General features: G+C 65.4%; 22 protein-coding genes. 11 read left to right on the top strand and 11 right to left on the bottom strand.

What is annotated here, in order from left to right:
* Positions 1–170: 170 nt before the first annotated feature.
* The 4 genes from boxA to IB243_RS23535 all read right to left on the bottom strand — a co-directional run bounded on the left by boxA (position 171) and on the right by IB243_RS23535 (position 5,821).
* Positions 171–1,442 (bottom strand): benzoyl-CoA 2,3-epoxidase subunit BoxA, encoded by a 1,272-nt coding sequence (boxA, locus tag IB243_RS23550; RefSeq protein ID WP_192429638.1) that lies wholly within the window; start codon positions 1,440–1,442, stop codon positions 171–173.
* Between the two features lie 148 nt (positions 1,443–1,590).
* The gene (gene boxB / locus IB243_RS23545) at positions 1,591–3,018 is read right to left on the bottom strand and encodes a benzoyl-CoA 2,3-epoxidase subunit BoxB (RefSeq protein ID WP_192429637.1); all 1,428 of its coding nucleotides are present in this window, start codon (positions 3,016–3,018) and stop codon (positions 1,591–1,593) included.
* Between the two features lie 31 nt (positions 3,019–3,049).
* Positions 3,050–4,714 (bottom strand): 2,3-epoxybenzoyl-CoA dihydrolase, encoded by a 1,665-nt coding sequence (boxC, locus tag IB243_RS23540; protein WP_192429636.1) that lies wholly within the window; start codon positions 4,712–4,714, stop codon positions 3,050–3,052.
* A 165-nt stretch (positions 4,715–4,879) separates the two neighbouring features.
* Positions 4,880–5,821, bottom strand: a complete 942-nt coding sequence (locus tag IB243_RS23535; RefSeq protein ID WP_192429635.1) for a helix-turn-helix transcriptional regulator — start codon at positions 5,819–5,821, stop codon at positions 4,880–4,882.
* A gap of 252 nt (positions 5,822–6,073) precedes the next feature.
* On the opposite strand from IB243_RS23535, the gene IB243_RS23530 reads away from it, so the two are divergent.
* The 4 genes from IB243_RS23530 (at position 6,074) to IB243_RS23515 (ending at position 10,577) form a co-directional block, all read left to right on the top strand.
* Positions 6,074–6,541: a DUF4863 family protein gene (locus tag IB243_RS23530; RefSeq protein ID WP_192429634.1), complete on the top strand. Its 468-nt coding sequence runs from the start codon at positions 6,074–6,076 to the stop codon at positions 6,539–6,541.
* Between the two features lie 62 nt (positions 6,542–6,603).
* On the top strand, positions 6,604–8,154 hold the full coding sequence (locus IB243_RS23525; protein ID WP_192429633.1) for a 3,4-dehydroadipyl-CoA semialdehyde dehydrogenase: 1,551 nt from the start codon (positions 6,604–6,606) through the stop codon (positions 8,152–8,154).
* A gap of 48 nt (positions 8,155–8,202) precedes the next feature.
* Positions 8,203–9,753 (top strand): benzoate-CoA ligase family protein, encoded by a 1,551-nt coding sequence (locus IB243_RS23520; RefSeq protein WP_192429632.1) that lies wholly within the window; start codon positions 8,203–8,205, stop codon positions 9,751–9,753.
* Complete coding sequence (locus tag IB243_RS23515) at positions 9,750–10,577, top strand: alpha/beta fold hydrolase (RefSeq protein ID WP_192429631.1); 828 nt, start codon at positions 9,750–9,752, stop codon at positions 10,575–10,577. The genes IB243_RS23520 and IB243_RS23515 overlap by 4 nt, the downstream gene beginning before the upstream one ends.
* A gap of 82 nt (positions 10,578–10,659) precedes the next feature.
* Here IB243_RS23515 and IB243_RS23510 read toward each other — a convergent pair whose 3' ends face one another.
* Positions 10,660–11,352: a Crp/Fnr family transcriptional regulator gene (locus IB243_RS23510; protein WP_010466542.1), complete on the bottom strand. Its 693-nt coding sequence runs from the start codon at positions 11,350–11,352 to the stop codon at positions 10,660–10,662.
* A 130-nt stretch (positions 11,353–11,482) separates the two neighbouring features.
* Between IB243_RS23510 and IB243_RS23505 the strand changes: the two genes are divergently transcribed.
* The 4 genes from IB243_RS23505 to IB243_RS23490 all read left to right on the top strand — a co-directional run bounded on the left by IB243_RS23505 (position 11,483) and on the right by IB243_RS23490 (position 16,343).
* Complete coding sequence (locus IB243_RS23505) at positions 11,483–12,403, top strand: 3-keto-5-aminohexanoate cleavage protein (RefSeq protein WP_192429630.1); 921 nt, start codon at positions 11,483–11,485, stop codon at positions 12,401–12,403.
* A 40-nt stretch (positions 12,404–12,443) separates the two neighbouring features.
* On the top strand, positions 12,444–13,436 hold the full coding sequence (locus IB243_RS23500) for a Bug family tripartite tricarboxylate transporter substrate binding protein (protein WP_010466539.1): 993 nt from the start codon (positions 12,444–12,446) through the stop codon (positions 13,434–13,436).
* 11 nt (positions 13,437–13,447) lie between these two features.
* Positions 13,448–14,389, top strand: a complete 942-nt coding sequence (locus IB243_RS23495) for a 3-hydroxyacyl-CoA dehydrogenase NAD-binding domain-containing protein (protein ID WP_192429629.1) — start codon at positions 13,448–13,450, stop codon at positions 14,387–14,389.
* A gap of 154 nt (positions 14,390–14,543) precedes the next feature.
* The gene (locus tag IB243_RS23490; protein ID WP_192429628.1) at positions 14,544–16,343 is read left to right on the top strand and encodes a feruloyl-CoA synthase; all 1,800 of its coding nucleotides are present in this window, start codon (positions 14,544–14,546) and stop codon (positions 16,341–16,343) included.
* A gap of 143 nt (positions 16,344–16,486) precedes the next feature.
* Here IB243_RS23490 and IB243_RS23485 read toward each other — a convergent pair whose 3' ends face one another.
* Together IB243_RS23485 and IB243_RS23480 are read right to left on the bottom strand one after the other, a co-directional pair.
* Positions 16,487–16,960, bottom strand: a complete 474-nt coding sequence (locus IB243_RS23485) for an HU family DNA-binding protein (protein WP_010466532.1) — start codon at positions 16,958–16,960, stop codon at positions 16,487–16,489.
* 247 nt (positions 16,961–17,207) lie between these two features.
* Positions 17,208–17,372, bottom strand: a complete 165-nt coding sequence (locus IB243_RS23480) for a hypothetical protein (RefSeq protein WP_010466530.1) — start codon at positions 17,370–17,372, stop codon at positions 17,208–17,210.
* 284 nt (positions 17,373–17,656) lie between these two features.
* Between IB243_RS23480 and IB243_RS23475 the strand changes: the two genes are divergently transcribed.
* Positions 17,657–18,667, top strand: coding sequence for a M14 family zinc carboxypeptidase (locus IB243_RS23475; RefSeq protein WP_192429627.1), 1,011 nt, complete (start codon positions 17,657–17,659; stop codon positions 18,665–18,667).
* Positions 18,668–18,682: 15 nt separating this feature from the next.
* Complete coding sequence (locus IB243_RS23470) at positions 18,683–19,447, top strand: alpha/beta fold hydrolase (RefSeq protein ID WP_192429626.1); 765 nt, start codon at positions 18,683–18,685, stop codon at positions 19,445–19,447.
* 51 nt (positions 19,448–19,498) lie between these two features.
* Here the strand turns inward: IB243_RS23470 and IB243_RS23465 are convergent, their stop codons facing one another.
* From IB243_RS23465 to IB243_RS23455, 3 genes are all read right to left on the bottom strand, one after another.
* Entirely contained in the window at positions 19,499–20,026 is a 528-nt protein-coding gene (locus IB243_RS23465; RefSeq protein WP_225585287.1) for an IPTL-CTERM sorting domain-containing protein, read from the bottom strand.
* Positions 20,027–20,291: 265 nt separating this feature from the next.
* Positions 20,292–21,635: an SPOR domain-containing protein gene (locus IB243_RS23460; protein ID WP_192429624.1), complete on the bottom strand. Its 1,344-nt coding sequence runs from the start codon at positions 21,633–21,635 to the stop codon at positions 20,292–20,294.
* A gap of 223 nt (positions 21,636–21,858) precedes the next feature.
* Positions 21,859–22,890, bottom strand: a complete 1,032-nt coding sequence (locus IB243_RS23455; RefSeq protein WP_192429623.1) for a YcjF family protein — start codon at positions 22,888–22,890, stop codon at positions 21,859–21,861.
* A 286-nt stretch (positions 22,891–23,176) separates the two neighbouring features.
* On the opposite strand from IB243_RS23455, the gene IB243_RS23450 reads away from it, so the two are divergent.
* Positions 23,177–24,694, top strand: coding sequence for an AMP-binding protein (locus IB243_RS23450; RefSeq protein WP_192429622.1), 1,518 nt, complete (start codon positions 23,177–23,179; stop codon positions 24,692–24,694).
* Between the two features lie 60 nt (positions 24,695–24,754).
* On the opposite strand, the gene IB243_RS23445 is transcribed toward IB243_RS23450, so the two are convergent.
* On the bottom strand, positions 24,755–25,063 hold the full coding sequence (locus IB243_RS23445) for a putative quinol monooxygenase (RefSeq protein ID WP_192429621.1): 309 nt from the start codon (positions 25,061–25,063) through the stop codon (positions 24,755–24,757).
* Positions 25,064–25,201: the final 138 nt, after the last annotated feature.

The raw sequence follows: 25,201 nt of genomic DNA, 5'->3' as shown, positions 1-25,201 counted from the left end.
GGCGCGGTGGAAACTTTGATGCTATAAAAATAATAGCTTATTGCGCTTATCCATCAAGCGCTAGGGCCTCATTCCACTCAAAATTTTGTGCGCACTCCCACCAAGCTGGAGGCACACGACCCCAAGCCTGCTTCCATTGCCGTCAGCCCACGGGCCGGCAGCGTTGCGGGTCAGTAGGTCTCCAGGTGCAACCGTCCTTCGCGCTGGAGGGCAGCGCCCACTGCGTTCCAATCCAGGCCAGCTTCGCTGGCGATGTCGCGCAGGGCGATCACCACGCCTTCTTCCATGCTCTTGAGGCCGCACACATAGAAGTGGCTGCTGTCGTCGCGCAGCAGCGCGGCCAGGTCGGCAGCGCGTTCGCGCATCAGGTCCTGCACATAACGTTTGGGTTGCCCGGCCGTGCGCGAGAACGCCAGATTGATGTCGATGAAATCCTTGGGCAGGTTTTGCAGCGGGCCAAAGTACGGCAGCTCCTGCTGGGTGCGCGCGCCGAAGAACAGCATCAGCTTGCCGCCCTCGAACTTGCCGCTGTTGCGCAGGCGCCGGCGCCACTCGGTCATCGCGCGCATGGGCGCGCTGCCGGTACCGGTGCAGATCATCACGATGTGCGAGCGCGGGTGGTTGGGCATGAGGAACGAGCTGCCGAACGGCCCCACCACCTGCACCTGGTCGCCCACCTTCAGGTCGCAGATGTAGTTGGACGCGATGCCGCGCACGGGGTTGCCGTCGTGGTCGGTGGTTACGCGCTTCACGGTCAGCGCCAGGTTGTTGTAGCCGGGCCGCTCCCCGTTGCGCGGGCTGGCAATGGAGTACTGGCGCGCGTGGTGCGCCTTGCCGAGCGCGTCGGTGCCGGGCGGGATGATGCCGATTGACTGCCCCTCCAGCACCGGGAACGGCATGCTTCCGAAGTCGAGCACCACGTGGTGGGTCTCGCTCTCAAAGCCCGCCTCGGTGCAGTTGAAGTTGCCCACCACGGTGGCGGTGGTGGGGCTCCTGGGAGGGAACAGGTTGGTGTAGGGGTGCGCAGCCGACCAGGGCGGTACCGTGGCGCCGTACTGGGCAGAACGAAACACCTGCGTGCCAGGCTCCACGGCCGCCGCAGGTGCGGACGGTTGCGCTGCATCCCCGGTAGAGGGCGCCAGGCCCTCGGCGGCCAGTTCATCGGGCGTGAGTTCGGGCGGCAGCTCTTCCCAGGTGAGCTGTTCTTCGATGCTGTAGGCACGTGCCAGCGGCATGGTGCGCCAGTTGTCGATGGAGCCCGTGGGGCAGGGCGAGATGCAGGCCATGCAGCCGTTGCACACATCCGCCCGCACGACGTAGTTGTTGTCGTCGTGCGTGATGGCGCCCACCGGGCAGGTCGCCTCGCAGGTGTTGCAGCGGATGCAGATCTCGGGGTCGATCAGGTGCTGCTTGATGACGGCGGCGTCGACGGCCATGTCCATGGTGTTCTCCTGAAGGCCTCGCGGTAGTGACGTGGTTTGTACCGGGAGGCGGGCGGGGTGCGCTATCGGCAAATACGTGGGGTCCCCGGCCCATGGGGCCCCGCCGTGGGGCAGCGGGGTTGCGGTGGCGTGTTGGTGAGTGGGCGGATCAGCCGAAGCGGACGTATTCGAAGTCGACCGGCTGGCGGTTGATGCCCATGACGGGCGGCGCGATCCAGCCCGCAAACTTGCCGGGCTCCACCACGCGGCCCATCAGCGACGCGACAAAGGCAAAGTCCTCCGGGGTGGGCAGCCACTCGGCCTTGCGGGCTGCCCATTCCACGTCGCTCACCACGCGGCCGTCGGGCGACATCTTGATGCCAGCCAGCGCACCGATCTGGCGGTTGAAGGCCTTGTGCGGCACCGACAGGCGCGTGGGGATGCCGGCTTTTTCCAGCACTTTGTTCCAGCGGCCCACGCCGGCCATCGAGTCCTTGATGAAGTCGTCGCGCAGCACTTCGTTCAGGGCGTTGAGCATGGGCACGTCCTTTTCCAGCAGCTGGCCGTCCTTGACCTCCAGCACCTTGTACGTCTGCCCTTTGAGGATGTGGTCGTCCGTGCGCTTGCCTTCTTCGTAGCGGCCCTTGAGGCCCGAGCTGTAGAAGATGGCCGCGTTGCTCGACTGGTCGGCGCCGAACAGGTCGATGGTGACGCTGTAGTGGAAGTTCAGGTAGCGCTGCACCGTGCCCAGGTCGATGGCACCGGCGGCGCGCACCTTGGCGGGGTCGTCGGTTTTCAGCTCGTTCATCACCTGCGCGGTGCGCGCCAGCACGCGCGAGACGCCGGACTCGCCCACGAACATGTGGTGGGCTTCCTCGGTCAGCATGAACTTGGTGGTGCGGGCCAGCGGGTCGAACGCGCTTTCGGCCAGGGCCGAGAGCTGGAACTTGCCGTCGCGGTCGGTGAAGTAGGTGAACATGAAGAACGCCAGCCAGTCGGGCGTTTTTTCATTGAAGGCGCCCAGGATGCGCGGGTTGTCCTGGTCGCCCGAGGTGCGCTGCAGCAGCGCCTCGGCCTCCTCGCGGCCGTCGCGGCCAAAGTGCTTGTGCAGCAGGTAGACCATGGCCCACAGGTGGCGGCCTTCTTCCACATTGATCTGGAACAGGTTGCGCAGGTCGTACATGCTGGGCGCCGTGAGGCCCAGGTGGCGCTGCTGCTCCACCGACGCGGGCTCGGTGTCGCCCTGCGTCACGATGATGCGGCGCAGGTTGGCGCGGTGCTCGCCGGGCACGTCCTGCCAGGCCTTCTCGCCCTTGTGGTCGCCAAAATGGATCTCGCGGTTGGCGTCACCCGGGTTCAGGAAGATGCCCCAGCGGTAGTCGCGCATCTTCACGTGGCCGAACTGTGCCCAGCCCTGCGGGTCCACGCTCACGGCGGTGCGCAGGTAGACCTCGTGGTCGGTCGAGCCCTCGGGGCCCACGTCGTCCCACCAGTTGATGAAGTTGGGCTGCCAGCCTTCGAGCGCGCGCTGCAGCGTGCGGTCTTCGCCGAGGTTGACGTTGTTGGGGATCTTCTCGCTGTAGTTGATCGTGCTCATCGTTGCTCCTTGGATGGTTGGGGCGGCGGGGTCAGACGCGGTTCAAATCGAAGCCGGCCTTCTCGCCGGTGCCGTAGACCTTGAGCGCACCCTTGTCGCCCACGGCGTTCGGGCGGTTGAAGATCCAGTTCTGCCAAGCGGTCAGGCGGCCGAAGATGCGGGTGTTCATGTTCTCCTTGCTGGCAAAGCGCAGGTTGGCCTCCAGCCCGGTGAGCGAGTCGGGCGACATCGCGGCGCGCTCCTCGATGGCGATGCGGATCTCGTCGTCCCAGTCGATGTCGTCCGGGGCGGCGGTCACCAGGCCCAGGGCCAGCGCGGCGTCCGCATCCAGTGGCGTGCCGGCCGCAGCGCGCGCGGCTTCCAGCGGTGCAGCTTCTTCGTAGAAGCGGCGCTGCAGGCGGCTTTGGTCGTTCACCATCGGCAGCAGCCCGAAGTTGAACTCGTTGAGCGTGAGCTTGGGTGCTCGCTCGGCGTCGTCGGGCAGGGCCAGCATGTAGGTGCGGTCGGCGGCCAATGCCAGTTCGGCCAGCGATCCCGCGAAGGCCGAGCCCGACTCCACCAGCGCGAACAGGCTGCGCGAGGACACATCCAGCCGCGCGAACGTGCGGCGCAGTGCGCCGATGGTCTCGCGCACCAGCCAGTGGTCCTGGTGCGCGATCAGCGTGGCGTCGCTGGCCAGCACGGCCTGGGCGTCGCCCTCGGTCTTGAGCAGCCAGGTGCCGATGTCGAGTTCGTTGGTGCGCAGGTTCAGGATGGCGTCGTCCAGTTGGCGTGTCAAGGCCAGCGGCCACCAGGCGGCGCCCGCAGACTCGATGCCGGCGATGTCCGTGGGTTGCGCGCCGGTGGGCGCCTTCAGCGTGAGCGTGGCTGTGCGGCGGGTGCGGTCGATGTCCACGCTGACATGGGCGTAGCGCAGGCTGTCGGCGCTTTCTTCGCGCTCCACGCGGGTCAGGGCCACGCCCTGTGCGCTGGCGGGTCGGGGACTGCCTTCGGCCAGCCGTGCAGCGGTTTCATTCACGGTGGCCGCGAACTGTGCGGGCTTGGCGATGCGGTCCACCAGGCGCCAGTCCACCGCGCGCTGGCCGCGCACGCCTTCCACGCTGGTGCAGAAGATGTCGGCCAGGTCGTGGCGCACATGGCGCTTGTCGGTCACGCGGGTCAGGCCGCCGGTGCCGGGCAGCACGCCCAGGAGCGGCACTTCAGGCAGCGACACGGCCGACGAGCGGTCGTCCACCAGCACGATTTCGTCGCAGGCCAGGGCCAGCTCGTAGCCGCCGCCCGCGCAGGCGCCGTTCACGGCGGCGACAAATTTCAGGCCTGAGTGCTTGGAGGAGTCCTCGATGCCATTGCGGGTCTCGTTGGTGAACTTGCAGAAGTTCACCTTCCAGGCGTGGCTGGAGACACCCAGCATGAAGATGTTGGCGCCCGAGCAGAAGATGCGGTCCTTGGCGCTGGTGACGATGACGGTGCGCACGCCCGGGTGCTCGAAGCGTACGCGGTTGAGCGCGTCGTGCAGCTCGATGTCCACGCCCAGGTCGTAGCTGTTGAGCTTGAGCTTGTAGCCGGGGCGGATGCCGCCGTCTTCGGCAATGTCGAGCGACAGGCGCGCCACAGAGCCCTCCACCGCCAGTGTCCAGTGGCGGTATTGGGTGGGGTCGGTGCGGTAGTCCACGCGGGTGGGGGCTGGTGCGGTCATGGGGTCTCCATCCATCTGCTAACAGGAATAATAATGCATAAATTGATTGATTGATGTGCATCATCATGCATGTTATTGAGCGTGTCAATGCATGTGGCTGTTTTTTGCAGATTTTTTTGGGGTGCCCCGGTTGGGGCTCCAAGCCCGGGGACCCGTAGAAGGGGGTCAGCCTGGTCGGGTGGTCATCAGTTTGCGCACCCCGGTGCGCAGTTGCTGCAGGCTGTCTTCCAGGCTGCTTCCGGAGGTGTCGATGGTGAGGTCGGCTTTGGAATAGAAGGCCGCGCGGCCTTCCAGGATGCGGCGCAGGTCGTCCATGGCCTCCTTGCTGGCGGCCATGGGGCGCATGTCGCCCTGGGCCAGCACGCGCCCCATGTGTTCCTCGGGCGCGGCGCGCAGCCACACGGTGGTGCAGTGCGCCAGCAGTTCGTTGAACGTGGCGGGGTCCGAGACGATGCCGCCGGGTGTGGCGATCACCACTTCGCTGTGGATCTGCACGGTCTCTTCCAGTGCGCGGCGTTCGTAGCGGCGGTAGGCCGTGGTGCCGTACAGGTCGTGGATTTCCCGCACGCTGCAGCCCGCCAGGGTTTCGATCTCGCGGCTCAGCTCAATAAAGGGCACGTCAAGGTCGCGCGCCAGCAAGGGCCCCAGTGTGGACTTGCCCGCACCCCGCAATCCGACGAGTGCGATGCGCCGGTGGCGTGCCGTGTCGCTGCCGCCGCCACTCAGCAGTTCGTGCAGCGCCAGCCGCGCGCGGCGCAGTTCGGGTTCGCTGCGGTGCTCCAGCAACTCCCGGATCAGCAGCCATTCTGGCGAGCGGGTGGTGAAGTCGCCCACCAGCTCAGCCAGCGGGCAGTGCAGGGCGCCAGCCACTTGCTGAAGTACCAGGATAGATGCGTTGCCGGTGCCGTATTCGAGGTTGGCCAGGTGCCGCTCGGACACATCGGCCGCCACCGCGACAGCCTTGCGCGTGAGGCCGCGCTGCGCGCGCAGGTTGCGCACGCGCTCGCCCAGGGCGACGAGCAGAGGGTTCTTGGCTTCTTCCGTAGCACCCAGCATGTTCTCGGCAGGCGTGGAGAGCGCGGTTTCTGCGTCTTCTTGTTCGTTCATGCCATCTTTCTTGGAACAGGTTCTTACAGCCCATTGGCGGGTATTGGCGGGTGGGGCACGTTCAAGGGCTCCTCACCAAGGCGCTTCTGCACCGCCCGGGCTAAATAAAATTCATGCACTATAGTGCTTGACATTCATTCAATCATTACCTATTGTTCATGTGTAAGCAAAATACTGCACATCTGCAAAATCCACAAGGATACAGATCAAAAAGGTGTGCAGGCCCCCATTTTCCTAGCCCCACGAGAAGCCATGCCCCACAAAGCCGCATTTCATCAAGCCCTGGTAGATCTGACCGCGCAGATCGCCGGGCGGCCCCTGGATTCAGAACTGCAGGACTGGCTCAACCAGACCCACGGACCTGCCAGCACGGCCTATGCAAGGCTCAAGGCGGCCTGTGTGGTGGGCGTGGAAGAGGGTTGGCTGTGCGACCGGGAGGGCGGTGGCATCCGTTACGGCCGCGTCTTCAAGGCTGACGATGCGCTGCACCGCTTTTCCGTGGATGTGGTGGACATGCAGGACATTGCGGGCCCCCACCACAGCCATCCCCTGGGGGAAATCGATTTGATCATGCCACTCACGGGCGGAGCCACCTTTGACGGGCATCCTGCTGGGTGGTGCGTCTATCCACCGGGCAGCGCCCACCGCCCCACGGTGGCCCAAGGGCGTGCATTGGTGCTCTATCTGCTGCCGGAAGGGCAGATCCAGTTCATGCGCTGAAGCGGACCCTCCATTCCGGCGCCGACCCGTTTTGCCTATCCCCTATTTTCAGAAAGACCTGCATGACTGAACTCCTGGCCAACTTTGCCGCTGGCCGCTGGCAAACCGGAAACGGGCCGGGCACGGTGCTCAGCGACCCGGTGCTGGGCGATGCGCTGGTGCGCGTCGATTGCACCGGGCTGGACCTGCAGGAAGCCTTTGCCTTTGCCCGGGACCGGGGCGGTGCCGCCTTGCGGGCCATGACCTACCGCGAGCGGGCTGCCCTGCTGGCCGCCGTGGTGAGGGTGTTGCAGGCACACCGTGAGAGTTACTACGACATTGCAACCGCCAACGCTGGCACGGTGAAGAACGATTCGGCGGTGGACATTGACGGCGGTATCTTCACGCTGGGCCAGTACGCTAAGTGGGGCGATGCGCTGGGCGATGTGCGCGCGCTGCGCGATGGCGACGCGGTCAAACTGGGCAAGGAGCCGGCCTTTTTGTCGCAGCACCTGCAGGTGCCGGCGCGCGGCGTGGCGCTGTTCATCAACGCCTTCAACTTTCCGGCCTGGGGGCTGTGGGAAAAGGCGGCGCCCGCACTGCTGTCTGGTGTCCCGGTGATCGTGAAGCCCGCCACCGCCACGGCCTGGCTCACGCAGCGCACGGTGAAGGATGTGATCGACGCGGGGGTGTTGCCTGTGGGGGCGCTGTCGGTCATCGCAGGCAGCTCGGCGGGTTTGATGGACCAGCTGCAGCCTTTCGATGTGGTCTCTTTCACGGGCTCGGCGGAAACTGCGGGCGTCATCCGGTCGCACCCGGCCGTGGCGCACCGCTCGGTGCGGGCCAATATCGAGGCCGACAGCCTGAACTCTGCCCTCCTGCTGCCCGACGCCACCGTGGGCAGCGATGCCTTCAACCTGCTGGTGCGTGAAGTGGTGCGCGAGATGACGGTCAAGTCCGGGCAGAAGTGCACGGCGATCCGCCGCATTTTGGTGCCCGCTGCGGTATACGACGCTGCGGCCGAGGCCATCGGTGCCAAGCTCGCAGGCATCAGCGTGGGCAACCCGCGCAACGAGAGCGTGCGCATGGGTTCCCTGGTCAGCGCCGCGCAATTGCACGCGGTGCGCGAAGGTCTGGCCGCTTTGAGCGCCCACACCGACCTGCTGCACGATGGCCGCGCACGCCCGCTGGTGGATGCCGACCCTGCCGTAGCGGCCTGCATGGGGCCGGTGCTGCTGGGTGCGCGCGATGCCGATGCGGCATCTGCGGTGCATGACATGGAAGTATTCGGCCCTGTCGCCACGCTACTGCCCTACCGTGACCTGGACCATGCCCTGGCGCTGGCGCACAGGGGCCAAGGATCGCTGGTGACCTCGCTGTTTGGTGCTGACGAGGCAGCCTTGGCAGCTGCGGCCGTGCAGCTGGCCGCGAGCCACGGGCGTGTGCATGTCGTCACACCCGATGTGGCGCAGGCTCACACAGGGCACGGCAATGTGATGCCCATGTCGCAGCACGGGGGGCCGGGGCGCGCTGGTGGTGGTGCAGAGCTGGGCGGCTTGCGTGCGCTCGACTTTTACCACCAGCGCAGTGCGGTGCAAGCCAGCCCAGGTGTGTTGGCATCGCTCGGTCTATGAGGCCTGCCAAGGCCTGTGAATTGCCCAGAACAATACGGAGACATCCCCATGACCAGCCTGCCAGAGCGATTCAATTTCGCCGAACATCTGTTCGACCTGAACCGGGCGCATGCCGAGCGCACGGCCTACATCGACGACCGGGGGCGCCTGAGCTATGGCGATCTGGAAGACCGCGCCCGGCGGCTGGCCTGCGTGCTGGCTGAGGCGGGGGTGCGGCGCGAAGAGCGGGTGCTGCTGCTGATGCACGACACCAGCGACTGGCCCGTGTGCTTTCTGGGCTGCCTGTATGCAGGGGTGGTGCCGGTGGCGGTCAACACCCTGCTGACCGCGGATGACTATGCCTACATGCTGGCGCACAGCCGGGCGCAGGCGGCGCTGGTATCGGGGGCCTTGCTGCCTGTATTGTCCGAGGCCATGGCGCGCGGTCCTCATGAAGCGGGCACGCTGCTGGTATCGCTGCCGGTGGGCAAGCTGCATGCAGGTGCCCGCGATCTGGAGGCGGCGTTGAACAGCGCGCCTCCGTTGACTGCACCAGCGCCCATCGGCGCGGACGACCCGGGCTTCTGGCTCTACTCGTCGGGCTCTACGGGAAAGCCCAAGGGCACGGTGCACACCCACGGCAACCTGTGGTGGACGGCCGAGCTGTATGGCAAGCCGGTGCTCGGCCTCACCCAGCAGGACGTCTGTTTCTCAGCCGCAAAGCTGTACTTCGCCTACGGCCTGGGCAATGCACTCACCTTCCCGCTGTCCGTGGGCGCCACCGTGGTGCTGATGGCCGAGCGGCCCACGCCCGATGCCACCTTCAAACGCTGGGTGGACCACCAGCCCACGGTGTTTTTTGGCGCCCCCACAGGCTTCGCGGGCATGCTCGCATCACCCCGGTTGCCAGCGCGTGCTGCGGTGGCGTTGCGCATGTGCTCCTCGGCAGGCGAGGCGCTGCCCGCAGAGATCGCGCAGCGCTTCAAGGCGCACTTTGGCTGCGACATTATCGACGGCATTGGCTCCACCGAGATGCTGCACATCTTTTTGTCCAACCGACCGGGCGACATCCGTTATGGCACCACCGGCAAGCCCGTACCTGGCTACGAGGTCGAGTTGCGTGGCGAAGACGGCCAGAGCGTGCCCGATGGCGAAGTGGGCGACCTCTACATCCGGGGCCCCAGCGCGGCTTTGATGTACTGGAACAACCGCGAGAAGACGCGCGACACCTTCCAGGGCGGGTGGACCAAAAGCGGCGACAAGTACGTGCGCGATACGGAGGGTTACTACACCTACGCGGGCCGCAGCGACGACATGCTCAAGGTCAGCGGCATTTATGTTTCACCGTTCGAGGTCGAGGCCACGCTGATGCAGCACACTGCCGTGCTGGAGGCGGCTGTGATCGGCAAGCAGGACGCGGATGGCCTCACCAAGACCAAGGCGTTCGTGGTGCTCAAGGACGGCAAGGCCGCGACGCAGGACGAACTCAAGGCCTTCGTGAAGGAAAAACTCGCGCCCTACAAGTACCCGCGTTTCATCGAGTTTGTGCCAGAGCTGCCCAAGACCGCCACGGGCAAGATCCAGCGTTTCAGGCTGCGTGAGCTGGAGGCCCGGGCGTGAACGGCGTTGTCAGCGGGAGTACACGCAGGGGCAGCGAATTTGCCGCCATTGATTGGCAAGGCCGGCCGCTACAGGTGGAATACCAGTGGATCGCGCCAGAACGCCGTGCATCGCCCTTGATGGTGTTCCTGCACGAAGGGCTGGGATCGGTGGCGATGTGGAAGGATTTCCCGCACCAGCTGTGCGAGGCGGGGGGCTTTCGGGGGCTGGTGTTCTCAAGGCCTGGCTATGGGCGTTCCACCCCAAGGGCGCCCGACGAAGCCTGGGGCGTGGACTTCATGCACCGGCAGGCGCGGGAGGTGCTGCCTGCATTCTTTGACACCGTGGGCGTTACTGAGCCGCTCTGGTTGTTTGGCCACAGCGATGGCGCATCCATTGCCTTGCTGTATGCGTCGATGTTCCCGCAGAGCGTCAGCGGCCTGGTGGTGCTGGCCCCCCACATCTTTGTGGAGGATGTGACTGTCCAGAACATCGAGCAGGCGCGGGACGCCTACCAGACCACCGACCTGCCCGGCAGGCTGGGCCGCTACCACGGGGACCCGGACTCCGCCTTCTGGGGCTGGAACCGCATCTGGCTCGATCCGGCATTCCGCGCGTGGAACATCGAAACAGAGCTCGCAACCGTGCGCGCGCCCGTACTGGCCGTGCAGGGGCTGGACGACGAGTACGGCACGCTGGCTCAGATCCACGGCATTGCCGCCCGCGTGCCTGGAACGCAGTTGCTGGAACTGCCCGATTGCGCACACTCACCCCACCGCGATCGTCCTGAAGACGTGATCGCAGCGACGATTGCGTTCGTGGCGGCTGCGGGCGGAACGCCATGAAGCTCCGATAGGTCTGCCGGTTGAGATCCACCGGTTCGCCTGGGGGCTGAGGTTTCCATGCCGTGCCCCCGCGAACGTCGCCTCAATCGACCCTGCGGCGCAGTTCTTCCAGGTTCACCACGGTGATGCCGCCGTATTCGATCTGCAGTACGCCCGCAGCCTCCAGGCGCTTCAGTGCGGCGTTGCAGCGCTGGCGCGAGACACCGGACAGGTTGGCGATTTCCTCCTGCGATACCTGCAGGTGGGGGTCGCTGCCAGGGTGCAGCCAGGGGTGGAAAAGGCCTGCCAGCGCCCGTGCCACCTGGCTGTCGGTGTCCAGCAGATGGTGGGCCGTGAAATTGCCCAGGAACCAGTGCATGCGCTCATTGATCTGGCGCAGCAGGAAGTGGTCGAAACTACGCTGGGTGGCGTGCAGCCATTGAAAGGTCTCCATCGGCAAGAGTGCGACCCGGCTCGGGCGCAGCGCAATGATGTCCGCCGTGCGCGGCACGCCGCGCAGCAGGGTACCTTCGCCAAACCAGCTGCCTGCAGAAAGGCCGCCCAGTGTGACCGAGCGCCCGTTGTCCGAGGTCACCGTCCACTTGAGCAGGCCCTCGATGGCGCCATACCAGTGCATGGGCATATCGCCGCGCCGGCACAGGGCACTTCCCTGGGCGACCTCGACTTCGCGCAGGTCGTCCATGACGCGTTGCTGCGCGCTGTCGTCCAGCAAGGGAAACCAGGCCGAGGTTTTCAGGAGATTGGCAACCGTGGGCGGCGCCAGTTTGACCAGCATGGGGTGGGGCTCCGGAGTGAAGGAGAAAGGCGTCCTCGTATACCCTGAGTCCAAATGTCATCGCGATGACTGAGTATGCAGGCGCCAAAAAAAATAATGGGTGCCTTACCATTTTCCACCAGTCCACGCCATGACCAAGCGCAAAGTCATCGTCACCGTAGCCCCCACCGGTGGCATGGCCCACAAGTCGCAGAACCCGCATCTGCCCACCCAGCCCGGCGAAATTGCCGATGACGTGGAGCGGTGCTGGAACGCAGGGGCCAGCGTGGTGGCCATCCATGCCCGGCGCCCCGACGGCGGCGCCACCTGCAACGCAGACATCTACCGTGACATCAACACCCGCATCCGGGCCAAAGGCTGCGACATCGTCATCAACAATTCCACCGGCGGTGGTGTGCATGGCGACATGGTGCGGCCCTTGTCCGCTGACCGCTGGGAGATCGCCTGGGAAGAGCGCATCAAGGGCATGGATGCGGGGGCTGAGATGTGCACCCTGGATGCCACCACCCTGAACCTGAGCTTTGACGGCCGCGAGATCCTCATGGACACCCCGCTCAGCAAAGGGCGCGAGCTGGCAATGGGCATGAAGGCGCGCGGCATCAAGCCCGAGTGGGAGGTGTTCAGCCCGACACACATCCTGCAGGACACCACGACACTGATCGAAGAAGGGCACGACGACGGGCCGCATTTCATCAACCTCGTGATGAACGTGCACCGCGCCTTCCAGAACGCCATGCCGTACTCGCCGCGCTACCTGCAGATGATGGTGGACACCTTGCCGCGCAACAGCATCTTTTGCGTGAGTGGCATCGGCCCCTCACAGCTTGAAGCCAACGTGGCGGCGCTGCTATTGGGCGGGCATGCCCGCGTGGGGCTGGAAGACAACCTGTATTTCCGCCATGGAGAGCTGGCCACCAATGTGCAGTTGACGGAGCGCATCGTGCGCGTCATTCGCGAACTGGACATGGAGCCCGCCTCCCCTGCAGAAGCCCGTGCACTGATGGGACTGCCCCGCGCCGGTAGCGTTCGGCCCGCATTTGCCGTAGATTGAGTTGTAGCGATTTCACCCACCAAGAAAGAGGAGACAGATGATGCAGACACGCCGCCAATTCATGAACCACCTGGGTTATGCGACCGCGCTGGGGGCACTGGCTCCCTGGAGCGCCATGGCCCAGACGCTGGAGCAGGTCAAATTTTTCTACGGCTTCCCGGCGGGCAGCGCGGGCGACAGCGTGGCGCGCCGGGTGGGCGAGAAGCTTGCCGGTTCGTCCTACACGCGCAATGCAGCCGTTGTGGAAAACAAGCCCGGTGCAGGCGGCCGCATTGCGCTGGAGTCGCTCAAGGGGGCTCCCGCCGATGGCAGCGTGCTCACGCTGTCTCCTTTTTCGTGCACCTCCATCTATCCGCACATCTACAGCAAACTCAGCTACGACCCGACGAAAGACTTCGTGCCGGTGTCCATCGCCGCTGTGATGCACCATGGGCTGGCCGTGGGGCCGCTGGTCCCGGCCTCGGTCAAAACAGTCAAGGACTTCCTGGCCTGGGCCAAGGCGAACCCGGGGCAGGCCAACTACGGCTCACCCGCCGCAGGCTCTACCCCCCATTTCATCGGCGCGCTGCTGGGCCTGAACAACGGCGTGGACTTGAAGCACGTGCCCTACCGAGGGTCCATCCCCGGTGTCACGGACGTGGTCGGCGGGCAGATTGCCTCGATGGTGACCCCGAGCGGCGACTTCATTCCCAACCACAAGGCGGGCAAGCTGCGGCTGATCGCGACCTCCGGGCAGGCTCGCTCACCGTTCTCGCCCGAGGTGCCCACGTTTGCGGAACAAGGCTTCCCCGAGCTCACCACCGAGGAATGGTTTGGCTTTTACGCACCCGCCAAGACACCTGCCAGCGTGGTTGCCGCTGCCAACACGGCCATCAATGCCGCGATCAAGGAGAAATCCGTGATCGACAGCCTGGCCGTGGTGGGCCTCATTGCCCGGGGCTCCACATCGGCTGAAATGGCGGCATCGCAGCAAGCAGAATTCGACCGCTGGGGTCCGCTGGTCAAGAAGATCGGCTTCACGGCAGAGTCCTGAAGGGCACCGACATGGTTTCTTCCGTGAAGCGCGTGGCGGTGGTCGCCACCGGCGTCATTGGCGCGAGCTGGGCCGCCTGCTTCCTTGCCCGGGGGCTGGACGTGGATGCCACCGATCCCGCACCAGGGGCCGAGAAACGCCTGCGCGATGCCGTGGCCCAGCACTGGCCGGCGCTGGAACGGCAGGGACTTGCGCCGAGTGCGAGCATGGCGAGGCTGCAGTTTCACCCCCGGCTGGAGGACGCCCTGGTGCAAGCCGATTTCGTGCAGGAAAACGGGCCCGAGCGGCTGGACTTCAAGGCGGATCTGCTGCGAAGGATGGACGATGCCGCCCCGCCGCAGGCCATCCTGGCTTCCAGTTCTTCGGGCCTGTCCATTACAGCCATACAAGCCCAATGCAAACACCCCGAGCGCGTGGTGCTGGGCCATCCGTTCAACCCCCCGCACATGATTCCGCTGGTGGAGGTGGGCGGGGGCGAAATGACATCGGCCCAGGCGATCGCTACCGCAATGGATTTCTACACAGCCATTGGCAAGCGCCCCATCCATGTCCGGCGCGAAATCAAAGGGCACATTGCCAACCGCCTGCAGGCTGCGCTGTGGCGGGAGGCGTTTCATCTGGTCAACGAAGGGGTTGCCAGTGTCACCGACATCGATACCGCCATTGCACACGGCCCGGGCCTGCGGTGGGCATTGATGGGGCCGTTCATGAACCTGCACCTGTCGGGCGGCGAAGGCGGCATCGCCCATTTGCTGGCACACCTCGGCGGCCCCATCGAAGACTGGTGGCAGGACCTGGGTGCTCCGCAGATGACGCCGGCGCTCCAGCGCCTTGTGGCGGATGGCGTAGCCGAGGAAATCGGTGAGAGAACCAGCGCGGAGCTGGCGGCTGCACGCGATACCTTGCTGGTGAACCTTCTGCGCGCCAAGCAGGACGCCCGCGTCCTGGACTGAATCCGCGATGCCACCGTGCGGTCCCGCCGCATGGGTTTTCGACGTGGTGCACCCAGCGTTTTCGGCAGTGTTGCTGCGCACAGCCACGCCACTCGCCAGCGCCGTGTCGTCCATTTTTGTTGTTGCCCCAAGAACACGAGAGACCACCCACACCATGCACCCCGAATTTCTTGGCGATGAAAGCCAAATAGCACCGTCCGCCACGATGCTGGTCCACCAGGACGATGGCTCGTTCACACTGCGTTCTCCCGTGGCGCTGGGCGCCTATGCGCGCTGCATCGGCGAGTGGGTGGAGCGTTGGGCGCGAGAGACACCCGATGCGCTGGCCCTGGCAGAGCGTGCTGAGAATGCCGAGCACTGGCGCACCCTGACCTATGGTGAGTTGCGCCAGGCCATGGGCGCCGTCGCGCAGTCGCTGCTGGACCTGAAACTGCCTGTAGGCCGCCCCATCGCCATCCTTTCCGACAATGCGGTGGACCACGCGGTGCTCATGCTGGCGGCAATGCATGTCGGCATCACGCCCTGTTCGCTGTCGAGTGCCTATTCACGCTCCAGGGACCCGAGCCGCCTGCACAGCATGCTCGCGGTGCTGGAGCCTTCGTTGATCTACGCGTCGGACGCCTCGGTCTACGCGCCCGCCCTGGCGGGCTACGCATCCGATGCCTTGAAGGTCTTCAGCCGCCATGCCGAGATGGTGCCCGGTGCCTTGTCTTTTGCGCACCTGCGGGCGGGCGTGGAAAGCCCGGCCGTGTTGCAGGCGTTCCAGGCCATCGATGCGGATGGCCATGCCAAGTACCTGCTGACTTCGGGCTCGACGGGCCGTCCCAAGGTGGTCATCAATACCCACCGCATGCTGTGCGCCAACCAGCAGATGATTGCCCAGGCTTGGCGGTTTCTGGCCCACGAAAAGCCCGTGTTGGTGGACTGGCTGCCCTGGAGCCACACCTTTGGCGGCAACCACAACCTCAACATGGTGCTGTGCCATGGGGGCACGCTCTACATCGATGAGGGACGGCCGGTGCCTGGGCTCATCGAGAAGACGGTGCGCAATCTGCGCGATGTGAAGCCGACGATGCTTTTCAACGTGCCGCGTGGTTTTGACATGCTGCTGCCGTTTCTGGAAGCGGATGCAGCGTTGGCTACCGAGGTCCTTTCACGCATGCGCCTGGCGTTCTACGCGGCGGCGGCGCTGGCCCCTTCCACCTGGCAGCGGCTTGAAGCCGTGGCAGCACGCGTGCGACCCGCGCTGCCGCTGTGGCTGACCACGTCCTGGGGTTCCACGGAGACGTCACCCGCCGTGACCAGCGCGCACTGGCGCATGGAGGGCGCGGGCTGTATTGGCGCACCTTTGCCTGGGCTTGAGCTCAAGCTGGTGCCCAATGGCAGCAAGCTCGAAATGCGGGTGAAAGGCGTGTCGGTATTTCCGGGCTATCGCAATGCGCCCGCCGAGACTGCGGCAGCGTTCGACAGCCAGGGCTTCTACCGCATCGGCGATGCGGGCTATCTGGTGGACCCCGCGCGGCCGGAGCGTGGCGTGGTCTTCAACGGCAGGGTGGCCGAGGACTTCAAGCTTTCCAGCGGGAGCTGGGTGTCGGTAGGTACCTTGCGGGTGGAGCTCGTGTCCGAGCTGGCGCCGCTGGTGCAGGACATCGTGCTCACGGGCCACAACCGGGACGAAGTGGGCATGCTGGTGTTTCCTTCAGCCACAGGCGCAGCGGACCGCGCGAGGCTGGAACAAGCCCTGCGCGCTGTGATCCAGGTTCGCCGCAGTGCCGGCGCAGGTTCATCGCAGTGCCCCACGCGTGCGCTGGTGATGGCGGCGCCGCCCGACCCAGAGGCTGGAGAAATCACCGACAAGGGCTATATCAACCAGGGGGCGGTGCTTTCGCGCCGGGCTGCAGAGGTGGAACTGCTGCATGCCGGCCCTGCTGCCCCCAACGTGATCACCGTCTGATGGGGTGCGGTGGCGGCGCCTTCTGCGGCTTGACCTATCCACCCCTCCAAAAAAAAGGGCCCCACTGCCTTGGGCAACGGGTCCTCTTTGCGGGGGAAAGGTGATGGAGCATCACCTTGTCACGTCCGTCGCAACGGCTGTAATCAGACCGTGGCGTCCTTGAGCTTCTTCAGCGCGCGGGTCTTGATCTTGACAGCTGCAGGCTTGGCAGGGAACCAGCGCTCTTCACCGGTGAAGGGGTCTTTGCCGAAGCGCTTCTTCTTGGCGGGGATTTGCTGCAGGCCGATTTTCATGAGGCCGGGCAGCGTGAACTCGCCAGAGCCCTTCTTGTGCACCGAACCCAGGATGGTGGCTTCCAGTGCGGCCAGCACGGCCTTGGTGGCCTTGGGTTCCACACCAGCCTGCTCGGCCAGGTGGGCGATCAGCGTGGTCTTGTTGAACGCGGTCTTGATCGGCTTGATGCCCACGGCGACGGGCTTGGCCGCTGGCGCGGCAGCCTTCTTCGCTGCGGGGGCGGCTACCTTCTTGGCGGCAGGTGCCGCCTTCTTTGCGACAGCAGGTGCTGCCGCCTTGACGGCCTTCTTTGCGGGCGCTGGAGTCTTCTTTGCAGTTGCCATGATGGTGGTTCTTCTTTATTCAGAGTTGCAATATGCCTCCCCCCAATGAAGGGAAGGTGCGCAATTTTAGGTGCGTCTGCGGCATACCGTGCAAAAACGAAGACCCGCCAGCGTCAGAGGCTTCTGATGGGGCTGTAGAAAGACGCCGCCAATGAGGGGCTGCGCGCAGCCGGTGTCTGCTGAAGGCCGTGTGTGCTGCGTGCGATCACGCGCTCGCATGCGCGCATGCGTCCGTGTTGCTGCTGCGTCAGCGGTGTGCAGGGGTCTGGTGGCGTTGGCGCCACTGGTGGTAGCGCTGGCGCTGCAACGCCAGCAACTCCACCAGACCCCAGGCCAGTGCACAGCCCAGGGTGCCGCACAGCAGGGCGATACGGTGCACCTCAGTCCTGCGCTGCAGCTGTTGCGTCTTCATACTGGGCCCATCCGTCGGTGCTGGGTAAATCGAAGCTGGGCCAGCCCGGAGCATCGAAGAGTTCATCCAGCAGCCGCTGCAGTCCGAGCAATCTCCAGAGCATGATCGTGTGCCTCTTCGAAGGGTTGTGTCTGCGGCCAAGGTAACGTGGTCATGTGACAGTTTCGAGTCGTTTCGCCGAATTCACACAGAGGCGTGATGGCGCTGTTGGTGCGTGCGTGCCGGAGATATGCTCGTTGTCCATCGCCTTGCTGCGCGGCCCCGTGCCGCGATCGCCATCCACCATGAACACCCTGCCCGAGCTGCTGGCGCTCGAAAAAATCATCGAGCTGGGGGCGCCCCATCTGCAGGTGCGCGTGGTTCGGCAGGTGCCGCTGGCGTCGGGCCACTGCTTTCCGATCCATGCCATTGGCCTGGGCAACCCGTCGCTGGACGTGCCCGCAATCGGTTTCTTCGGGGGCGTGCACGGGCTTGAGCGCATCGGCGCCGAGGTGGTCATCGCTTACTTGCAGAACGTGGTCATGCGGCTGCAGTGGGATACCACGCTGCACCGCCAGCTGGAGCAGATGCGCCTGGTCTTTATGCCGGTGGTCAATCCGGGTGGCATGTGGGCCGCCACACGTGCCAATCCGCGTGGGGTGGACCTCATGCGCAATGCGCCGGTCGATGCCACCGACCGGGTACCGCCTTGGATCGGTGGGCAGCGGGTGAGCGCCGGGCTGCCTTGGTACCGGGGGCGCGCTGGCGATGCCATGGAGGCGGAAAGCCAGGCGCTGTGCGAGGTGGTGGCGCAGGAGCTGCTGGCGCGGCCGTTCAGCATCGCCATCGACTGCCATTCAGGGTTTGGCGCCCGGGACCGCCTGTGGTTTCCGTTTGCCCACACGCGCAAGCCCATCGCGCACCTGGCCGAACTGCATGCACTGCAGGAGATCTTTCTGCAGGCCCACAGCCACCACCAGTACATCATCGAGCCGCAAAGCGCCCAGTACCTGGCGCACGGCGACCTGTGGGACTACCTGTACCTGCAGGCCTGCCGCGAGGCGCCCGCGCACACTTTCCTGCCGCTCACGCTGGAGATGGGGTCCTGGCTGTGGATCAAGAAAAACCCGCGCCAGCTGTTTTCGCGCAACGGCATCTTCAACCCGCTCATCAACCACCGGCAGCAGCGGGTGCTGCGGCGCCATCTGTCGCTGCTCGATTTTCTGGCCCGCGCGGCCTGTAGCCACGAGCGCTGGGTGCCGCTTCCGGAAACGCGCGCCTACCACCGCGCGCAGGCGTTGGCCGCCTGGTACTGATGGAGGCCGAGCGCCATGCACCCATGGATTCTGCTCAGGGGTCTCACGCGCGAGGCAGCGCACTGGGGGGCGTTTGCCGAAGCGTTCGAGCGCGCTCTGCCGGGTGCCCGCGTCGTGGCGCAGGACCTGCCAGGCAATGGCCTGCTGCACCGGGCGGTTTCGCCCGTTACCGTGCGGGGCATGGTGGAGCGCTGCCGCGCAGGTCTGGCTGAGCGGGGCTTGCGGCCACCGTTTAGGGTGCTGGCCATGTCGCTGGGTGCCATGGTGGCGACCGAGTGGGCACGGGTGGCGCCTGAAGAGCTGGCGGGGTGTGTGTTGATCAACACCAGCTTGCGCCCGTTCAGCCCCTTCTACCACCGTCTGCGGCCGCGCAACTACACCGCTTTGCTGCGTCTTGCATTCGGAATCAAGCGTGAAGAACAGGTGGAGCAAGAGGTCTTGCGCCTGACCAGCAACTGTGTGCTGCGTCGACAACCGGTGGTGCCGGACTGGGCAGAGATACGTAGGCAGCGCCCGGTGTCGGCTGCCAACACATTGCGCCAGCTGGGCGCAGCGGCCTGCTACCGCGCTCCAGAGAAGGCCCCCTTGGAAAACATGCTGCTGCTGGCAAGTCGCGAGGATGGGCTGGTGCATGGCCAGTGCTCGCAGGCCATTGCAAACGCCTGGCAGGTGCCTGTGGAGTTCCATCCCTGGGCCGGGCACGACCTGCCGCTGGACGATCCCCGCTGGGTGATTGAAAAGGTGCGGGACTGGACGGCTGCAGATCCCAGGAGTTTATGAAGACAAATTTGCGCGCCCCCTCATTGCCAAGGAGGCCGCGCAATCAATCCATCAAGCCTGGCGAAAGCTGCGCAACCTCCAGCCAGCAATGCCTACCAAGGCCGCCAGAACAACCAGCGCCCAAGGGTTGTTCACGGGAATTGCAGACGCTGCGGCGTTGGCCGTTCCATCCAGCGAATACGCGACCGGGCCGCAGCTCACCCCGGGTGCATTGGCCACGCCAGAAAGAACCATGGTCATGGCGGTGCTCGCCGGGACCGAGAAGGTTTGGTCAAAGGCCTGCGAAGAGCCGAAGGACCACTGATACCCGCTACAGATGCTGGATGGGTTGAAGGCGCCGACGTGGAACGTTACAAACACGCCTGTGCCGCAGGTTTGGGGATCGACGATGGCGCGCAAGGAACCGCTGCCATCGGTCTGGAAGGGAACCGTCGTGTATTGAAAGTTACCCGAACTGAACGTGGAACAAGCGTCGCCAGGCGTACCCGAGCGGAAAAAACGGGGCGACATGGTGGATTCAGCGCCTGTCAGGGACAAGGAGCCCGCACTGATGGCCGCCGCGACCATAGGGCTCGGCATGGACACGCCTCCACCGGATGCGATACCCCCCACATCGTTGACTTGTGCGCTAGCCACCATGATTGGTGCCAAAACCCCCACCGCCAACACTTTGGAAAGCGAATTCGCGAAAGACATACTTGACCCTTTATTTGGACTGTGTAAATAACCTTTGCTTACACATGGTATGGGGTTCTCCTCAAATGCAATAGGAAATTTTTACCAACTCGGCGCGGTCAGCGTGCGATGTGGTGCTGCTATGTCAGAACGGCTGGAGGTACCCAGCTCATTGCTTGAAAACCACAGCTTCCAGCGCCATCGCACGGATCGACTCGGCCGCTGCATCGGCCTGGGCCCGGCTGTCGTAAGGCCCCACGCGCACGCGGATGCGCCGGCCCTTGGTGTTGTTCAGCTCCTGGCGGAAGGCGGGCAGCCCTTCGTTGAGCAGCCGTGCCTGGGCCTTGCGGGCGTTGGCCTCGTCGGCAAAGAGCCCCACGTTGATGTAGTAGCCCGCTGCCGTGCCCACGGTGGGCAGGGCGGCGGAGGCGGCTGGCGCAGCGGCTGATGCGGGGGCTTTGGCCGTTTTGGCCTTGGGTGGGGAGGCCGCGCGGCTGGCGGGCTCGGCGGGGGGCGTTGCCTTTGCTGCGGGCTTGGGTGCCGCCGTGGCGGGCGCTGAGGTCGGTGTTTTTGAAACCGTGGGGGCTGCGGAAGCTGCAGGCGGTGCGGGAGCATTGGACTCGGAGGGCAACGCCTGTGTGCTGGCTTGCGCGGGGGCTTTTGGTGCTTTGGTGGTCGGGGCCGCAGGCTGGGTGGTGGAGGGGGTCACCGGCGCAGACGCGGCCAGGGCGGGCGGCGCCACTGCGGCAGCGGCGGCAGGGGCCGAGGCCGCGGTGGAGGGGGCGGCTGGGGTCGGGGTCGCTTCCGCAGATACCGGTACGGGTGCAGGCGTGGCGGCGGGCGTTGGCGTTGGCGCAGATGCCACCGGGCTGGGCCGGGACGCGGCCGTCGCTGTGGCTTGGGCCACGGTCACGGCGGGTTCCAGGGCCAGGGGCTGGGTGCCTGAAGGGGCCCAGACCAGGTACGCCAGTGCGGCTGCGGCCACCAGCACCAGATTGGCCAGCACCAGCCCCTGCAGCCGCTTGCGTGAGCTGGCCTGTTTCTCCAGCAGCACACAGGCCTCGGGCAACGTGCGGGAGGCGGCCAGCGCGCGGGCCACACGCTTGCGGATGTCGGCATACAGGATGGCGTTGCCATACAGGCCTGGCACCGCAAAGGCCAGCATTGCAAAGGCGCCCAGCACGCCCAGTTCCACGCCCGGCGGCCATTGCAGGAACGTCCTGCCGATGCCGTACACGATCAGCGCGAGCCCCTCGGCGGCCGCCAGGTAGACCAGCGCGGGAGTCCACAGCTGCCGGAACAGCATCCAGTTGAGGGTGGCCAGGCAGGCTGCCCAGTTCCAGGTGGTGGTGGTGCGGCCCGTGTTGTCAAAGCGCTCGAAGACGGCCATGTAGTAGGCCGTGTTCACGGGCCCCAGTGCCAGCCGGGACAGCGCCGTCATGGCGTTGTCAGACGGTGAGTCGAGCGACATGGCCGGGATGATGGAGGCGACAGGATCCGTGTGGTCGAGCATGGGCCGATTCTGTCATGGGCCGATGTTTGCGCCACCTGGTTTGCGCACGGGCACAGCGCGGGCGCAACGCCTCCACACCCCGTGGGTGCACCGCCCGAGCCAGCCCACACCCCGTCAACACGATGTAGACCGTCGAATATTGATGAAAATGGCCTCTGGCGCTTACCTGGAAAGCGCTAAATGCTATTAAAAATATAGCATTTGCTGAAGATGCGGTGGTACGTCAGGCCCCGCGCACCATGGCCATGATCTTGCCGGCGTCCAGCGTGGCGGCCTTCTGCTGGATCTGCGGCAGGTACTGCGACTGCATCTGCTTGGCGGGGCCGAGCAGGCTTTGGAAGGTATCGCGCAGCATGGCCGTGCTCATCACCCGGCCGCCGGCGTAGTAGCGCTTGGCCACCTGGCCCAGCGCATAGGTGGTGGCAAACGAAAACGCCATGCCCGTGGCCGCGCCGCCCAGTCCACCGAGGGTCCGGCCCGCCACCTTGCCCAGCAGGCCGCCCAGCAGCTTGCGGCCAAACTGCTCCAGGTACTGCGACGTCATGCCCACGCCCGCAGCGGCGATGAACTCCTTGATGTGGCCCTGGTCCAGCTCCACGCCGTGCGCCTTGCCAATGCCATACACCATCTTCACCTGCATCGGGATGATGGCCATCGATGCCCAGGACTGCGGCAGCAGCTCCAGCGCACCGTTGAGCAGCGCGTAGTTGAGGATGGACTTGTCGAGCTCGGCGTCGCCGGGGCCGGTGGGTGCGGGCCCGGCAGCCGGCACGGGGACGGATGCGGGCGACGGCGCCGATGCAGCGGCATAGGCCGCAGCGCTCGTGGCCGCGCCTGCCACGCCCCAAGGCACGGCAGAGGGTGATGCCGTCTCGGCCACGTCGACCAACGCGTCAGCCTCCTGGTCAAAGGCTGCGGTCTGTTGTGCACCCAGCTGCAGTGCGGTCTTGAGCGTGGCCAGGAACTGCGCCTCCGCAGGCGTCTGCCGGCCATCCACGTCACACACGCACACGGCCATCTCATAGGCCAGCTGGCGGTGCATGGGCTCGTTCAAGGCCTGCGCGGCCGCCTGCACGCTGGTGCGCTGGAGCAGCACGTCCTGGTAAATGCGCGGGAGGTCTGCCATGCCTGCATCGCCCGCGAGCGACTGGGCAATGCGGCGGATCTCTTCGCGCTCGGCGTCGTCCTTGTTGCCGTCTGCAAATGCGGCCAGGAGGGCGATGGTGAGGATGGATTTTTGCTGGTCCAGGTTCATGGGGTGTTGCCTGCGAAGGCGTTGGGTGAAAACGGTGGGGCGCTCGCCTGGGTGGGCCGGTCGCGGCGCATGAGGATCAGATGCAGTCTAGGCAACCGCGTTTCAACGCCACAGCTTGTGGGGAATTGGACCCGCGTGGTAACCAGGTGCTTCTTGGTCGGGGCGGGGTTTTCCCTTGGGTATTTGGGCGACTGTGCGCAAGCGCCCTGTGTGCCTACAGTGCCTGCATGTCTCCCCGGCCGTGGAGATTGGTGACCCTGAAAACTACTGTTGTGGAGTGCACTCGATGAACATCGCCCACCTGCTGCGCCGCAGCGCTTTGCTGCATGCCCACCAGCCCGCTGTGCTGCAGGGGGGCGACGTGCTGTGGTCCTACCGCGACCTGGGCGCTCGCGCCGCCGCCCTGGCGGGCTATCTGCGCGCGCAATGTGGCGTGGCCCCCGGTGACCGCGTGGCCATCTATGCCGCCAATGCGCCCGAATATCTGGAGGCCCTGCACGCCATTGTGTGGGCCGGGGCGGTGTCGGTGCCCGTCAATTACAAGCTGCATGCCAAGGAGCTGGCCTATGTGCTGGCGGACTCTGGCGCGCGCGTAGTGCTGGCGTCGCAGGTCCTGGCACCGGCCGCGCGGGAGGCGGGGGCGATGGACGCCGGTTTGCTGGTCTTCGGCTCCGACGCATACCGCGCCGCTGTGGCACACGCCCCCATGGAAGTCTGCGATCGCGCCCCCGAGGATGTCGCCTCGCTGTTCTACACATCGGGCACCACCGGCCGCCCCAAAGGCGTGATGCAGACCCACCGCAACCTGCTGGCCATGACGGCCTGCTACTTCACCGACGTAGACGACGTGCTGCCCGGCGACGCCATGGTCTACGCCGCGCCCATGTCGCACGGCGCAGGTCTCTACAACTACGCACAGGTGCTGCGCGGCGGGCGGCACGTGGTGCCGATGTCGGGCGGCTTCGAGCCTGCGGAGCTGGTGCAGCTGGCCGCATCGGTGGGCCAGCTCACACTGTTTGCTGCGCCCACCATGGTGCACCGGCTGGTGGAGCACGTGCAGGCCACCAGCGCAGATGTGACCGGCTTCAAAACCATCGTCTACGGCGGCGGCCCCATGTATGCCGACGACCTGCGCAACGCCATGGCCGTGATGGGCAACGATCGCTTCGTGCAGATTTACGGCCAGGGCGAAAGCCCCATGACCATCACCGCGCTGTCACGCGCGAATCTGGCCGACACCGCCCATCCCCGCTGGGCCGACCGCATGGCCTCGGTCGGCGTGGCGCAGTCGCTGGTGGAGGTGCGCGTGGTCGACGCCCAAGGCCAGAGCGTACCCACCGGCGAGACCGGCGAGGTGCTGGTGCGCGGCGATACCGTCATGCCCGGCTACTGGAACAACCCCGCCGCCACGGCGCAGACGCTGCGTAACGGCTGGCTGTACACGGGTGACACGGGCAGCCTGGATACCGACGGCTTCCTCACGCTCAAGGACCGATCCAAGGACGTGATCATCTCGGGCGGCTCCAACATCTACCCGCGCGAGGTCGAAGAGGTGCTGCTGCTCCACCCCCAGGTACACGAGGTCGCCGTGGTGGGGCTGCGCGATGCGGAATGGGGCGAGGTGGTGATTGCCTTCCTCGTCGCTGGCGGGGGCCCGCCTATCGCGGATACGGTGCTGGACGCCCTGTGCCTGGAGCACATCGCGCGCTTCAAGCGGCCCAAGGTGTACCGGTGGGTGGAGGCGCTGCCAAAGAACAGTTATGGGAAGGTGTTGAAGACAGAGCTGCGGGAGTGGTTGCGCTAAGGAGCGTCCGTGTCAACAGGTGCCCGCCCGCGTGGCGGGTGGACGCCCCGCTGGAAGCTGTCAGGCCGCTTTGGACCAGATGGGCGTCAGTGCCGTGACCTGAGGAGGACCTGCCAGCAACGGCTCCACGTCTTTCAGGTACGCGGCGTAGATGCTCGTTTTCAGAAAGTCCTGGGAGGCTTCAACGCTTGAATACTGCTGGAATGCGCAGATGGAATCCGGGTCGGCATTGTCAAAGCAGTAGAAGTAGGCCGTATGGCCTGGGTTGGACGCAATGGCCGGTGCCATGTGCTTTTCCCAGATTTTTCGGACCTCCTCGCGTTTTCCAGGCAGCGTCTTGTGCTTGATGATGAGTGCAAATGCGGTCATTGCGATCCTTTTGGAGGGTGTAGAAGAAATCTATTTCAATCGCCCCAGCAGCATCCGGGCCTGCGCGAGCCAAACCCATGCCTGTGCATAGAACGGCTTGCGGTCGTGGTGCATCACAAGCCTTCTGTTGCGCTCCAA

Source organism: Acidovorax sp. ACV01 (assembly GCF_014851495.1).
Lineage (GTDB): Bacteria > Pseudomonadota > Gammaproteobacteria > Burkholderiales > Burkholderiaceae_C > Acidovorax > Acidovorax radicis.
Note: the sequence above shows the minus strand (reverse complement) of the source record. Positions and strands in the feature narration are given on the sequence as shown.

Excerpts from the sequence above, each read along its gene's own strand:
- boxA (WP_192429638.1), bottom strand. The coding sequence starts at position 1,442 with ATGGACATGGCCGTCGACGCCGCCGTCATCAAGCAGCACCTGATCGAC.
- boxB (WP_192429637.1), bottom strand. The coding sequence starts at position 3,018 with ATGAGCACGATCAACTACAGCGAGAAGATCCCCAACAACGTCAACCTC.
- boxC (WP_192429636.1), bottom strand. The coding sequence starts at position 4,714 with ATGACCGCACCAGCCCCCACCCGCGTGGACTACCGCACCGACCCCACC.
- IB243_RS23535 (WP_192429635.1), bottom strand. The coding sequence starts at position 5,821 with ATGAACGAACAAGAAGACGCAGAAACCGCGCTCTCCACGCCTGCCGAG.
- IB243_RS23530 (WP_192429634.1), top strand. The coding sequence starts at position 6,074 with ATGCCCCACAAAGCCGCATTTCATCAAGCCCTGGTAGATCTGACCGCG.
- IB243_RS23525 (WP_192429633.1), top strand. The coding sequence starts at position 6,604 with ATGACTGAACTCCTGGCCAACTTTGCCGCTGGCCGCTGGCAAACCGGA.
- IB243_RS23520 (WP_192429632.1), top strand. The coding sequence starts at position 8,203 with ATGACCAGCCTGCCAGAGCGATTCAATTTCGCCGAACATCTGTTCGAC.
- IB243_RS23510 (WP_010466542.1), bottom strand. The coding sequence starts at position 11,352 with ATGCTGGTCAAACTGGCGCCGCCCACGGTTGCCAATCTCCTGAAAACC.
- IB243_RS23505 (WP_192429630.1), top strand. The coding sequence starts at position 11,483 with ATGACCAAGCGCAAAGTCATCGTCACCGTAGCCCCCACCGGTGGCATG.
- IB243_RS23500 (WP_010466539.1), top strand. The coding sequence starts at position 12,444 with ATGCAGACACGCCGCCAATTCATGAACCACCTGGGTTATGCGACCGCG.
- IB243_RS23495 (WP_192429629.1), top strand. The coding sequence starts at position 13,448 with ATGGTTTCTTCCGTGAAGCGCGTGGCGGTGGTCGCCACCGGCGTCATT.
- IB243_RS23490 (WP_192429628.1), top strand. The coding sequence starts at position 14,544 with ATGCACCCCGAATTTCTTGGCGATGAAAGCCAAATAGCACCGTCCGCC.
- IB243_RS23485 (WP_010466532.1), bottom strand. The coding sequence starts at position 16,960 with ATGGCAACTGCAAAGAAGACTCCAGCGCCCGCAAAGAAGGCCGTCAAG.
- IB243_RS23480 (WP_010466530.1), bottom strand. The coding sequence starts at position 17,372 with ATGAAGACGCAACAGCTGCAGCGCAGGACTGAGGTGCACCGTATCGCC.
- IB243_RS23475 (WP_192429627.1), top strand. The coding sequence starts at position 17,657 with ATGAACACCCTGCCCGAGCTGCTGGCGCTCGAAAAAATCATCGAGCTG.
- IB243_RS23470 (WP_192429626.1), top strand. The coding sequence starts at position 18,683 with ATGCACCCATGGATTCTGCTCAGGGGTCTCACGCGCGAGGCAGCGCAC.
- IB243_RS23465 (WP_225585287.1), bottom strand. The coding sequence starts at position 20,026 with ATGCCGAGCCCTATGGTCGCGGCGGCCATCAGTGCGGGCTCCTTGTCC.
- IB243_RS23460 (WP_192429624.1), bottom strand. The coding sequence starts at position 21,635 with ATGCTCGACCACACGGATCCTGTCGCCTCCATCATCCCGGCCATGTCG.
- IB243_RS23455 (WP_192429623.1), bottom strand. The coding sequence starts at position 22,890 with ATGAACCTGGACCAGCAAAAATCCATCCTCACCATCGCCCTCCTGGCC.
- IB243_RS23450 (WP_192429622.1), top strand. The coding sequence starts at position 23,177 with ATGAACATCGCCCACCTGCTGCGCCGCAGCGCTTTGCTGCATGCCCAC.
- IB243_RS23445 (WP_192429621.1), bottom strand. The coding sequence starts at position 25,063 with ATGACCGCATTTGCACTCATCATCAAGCACAAGACGCTGCCTGGAAAA.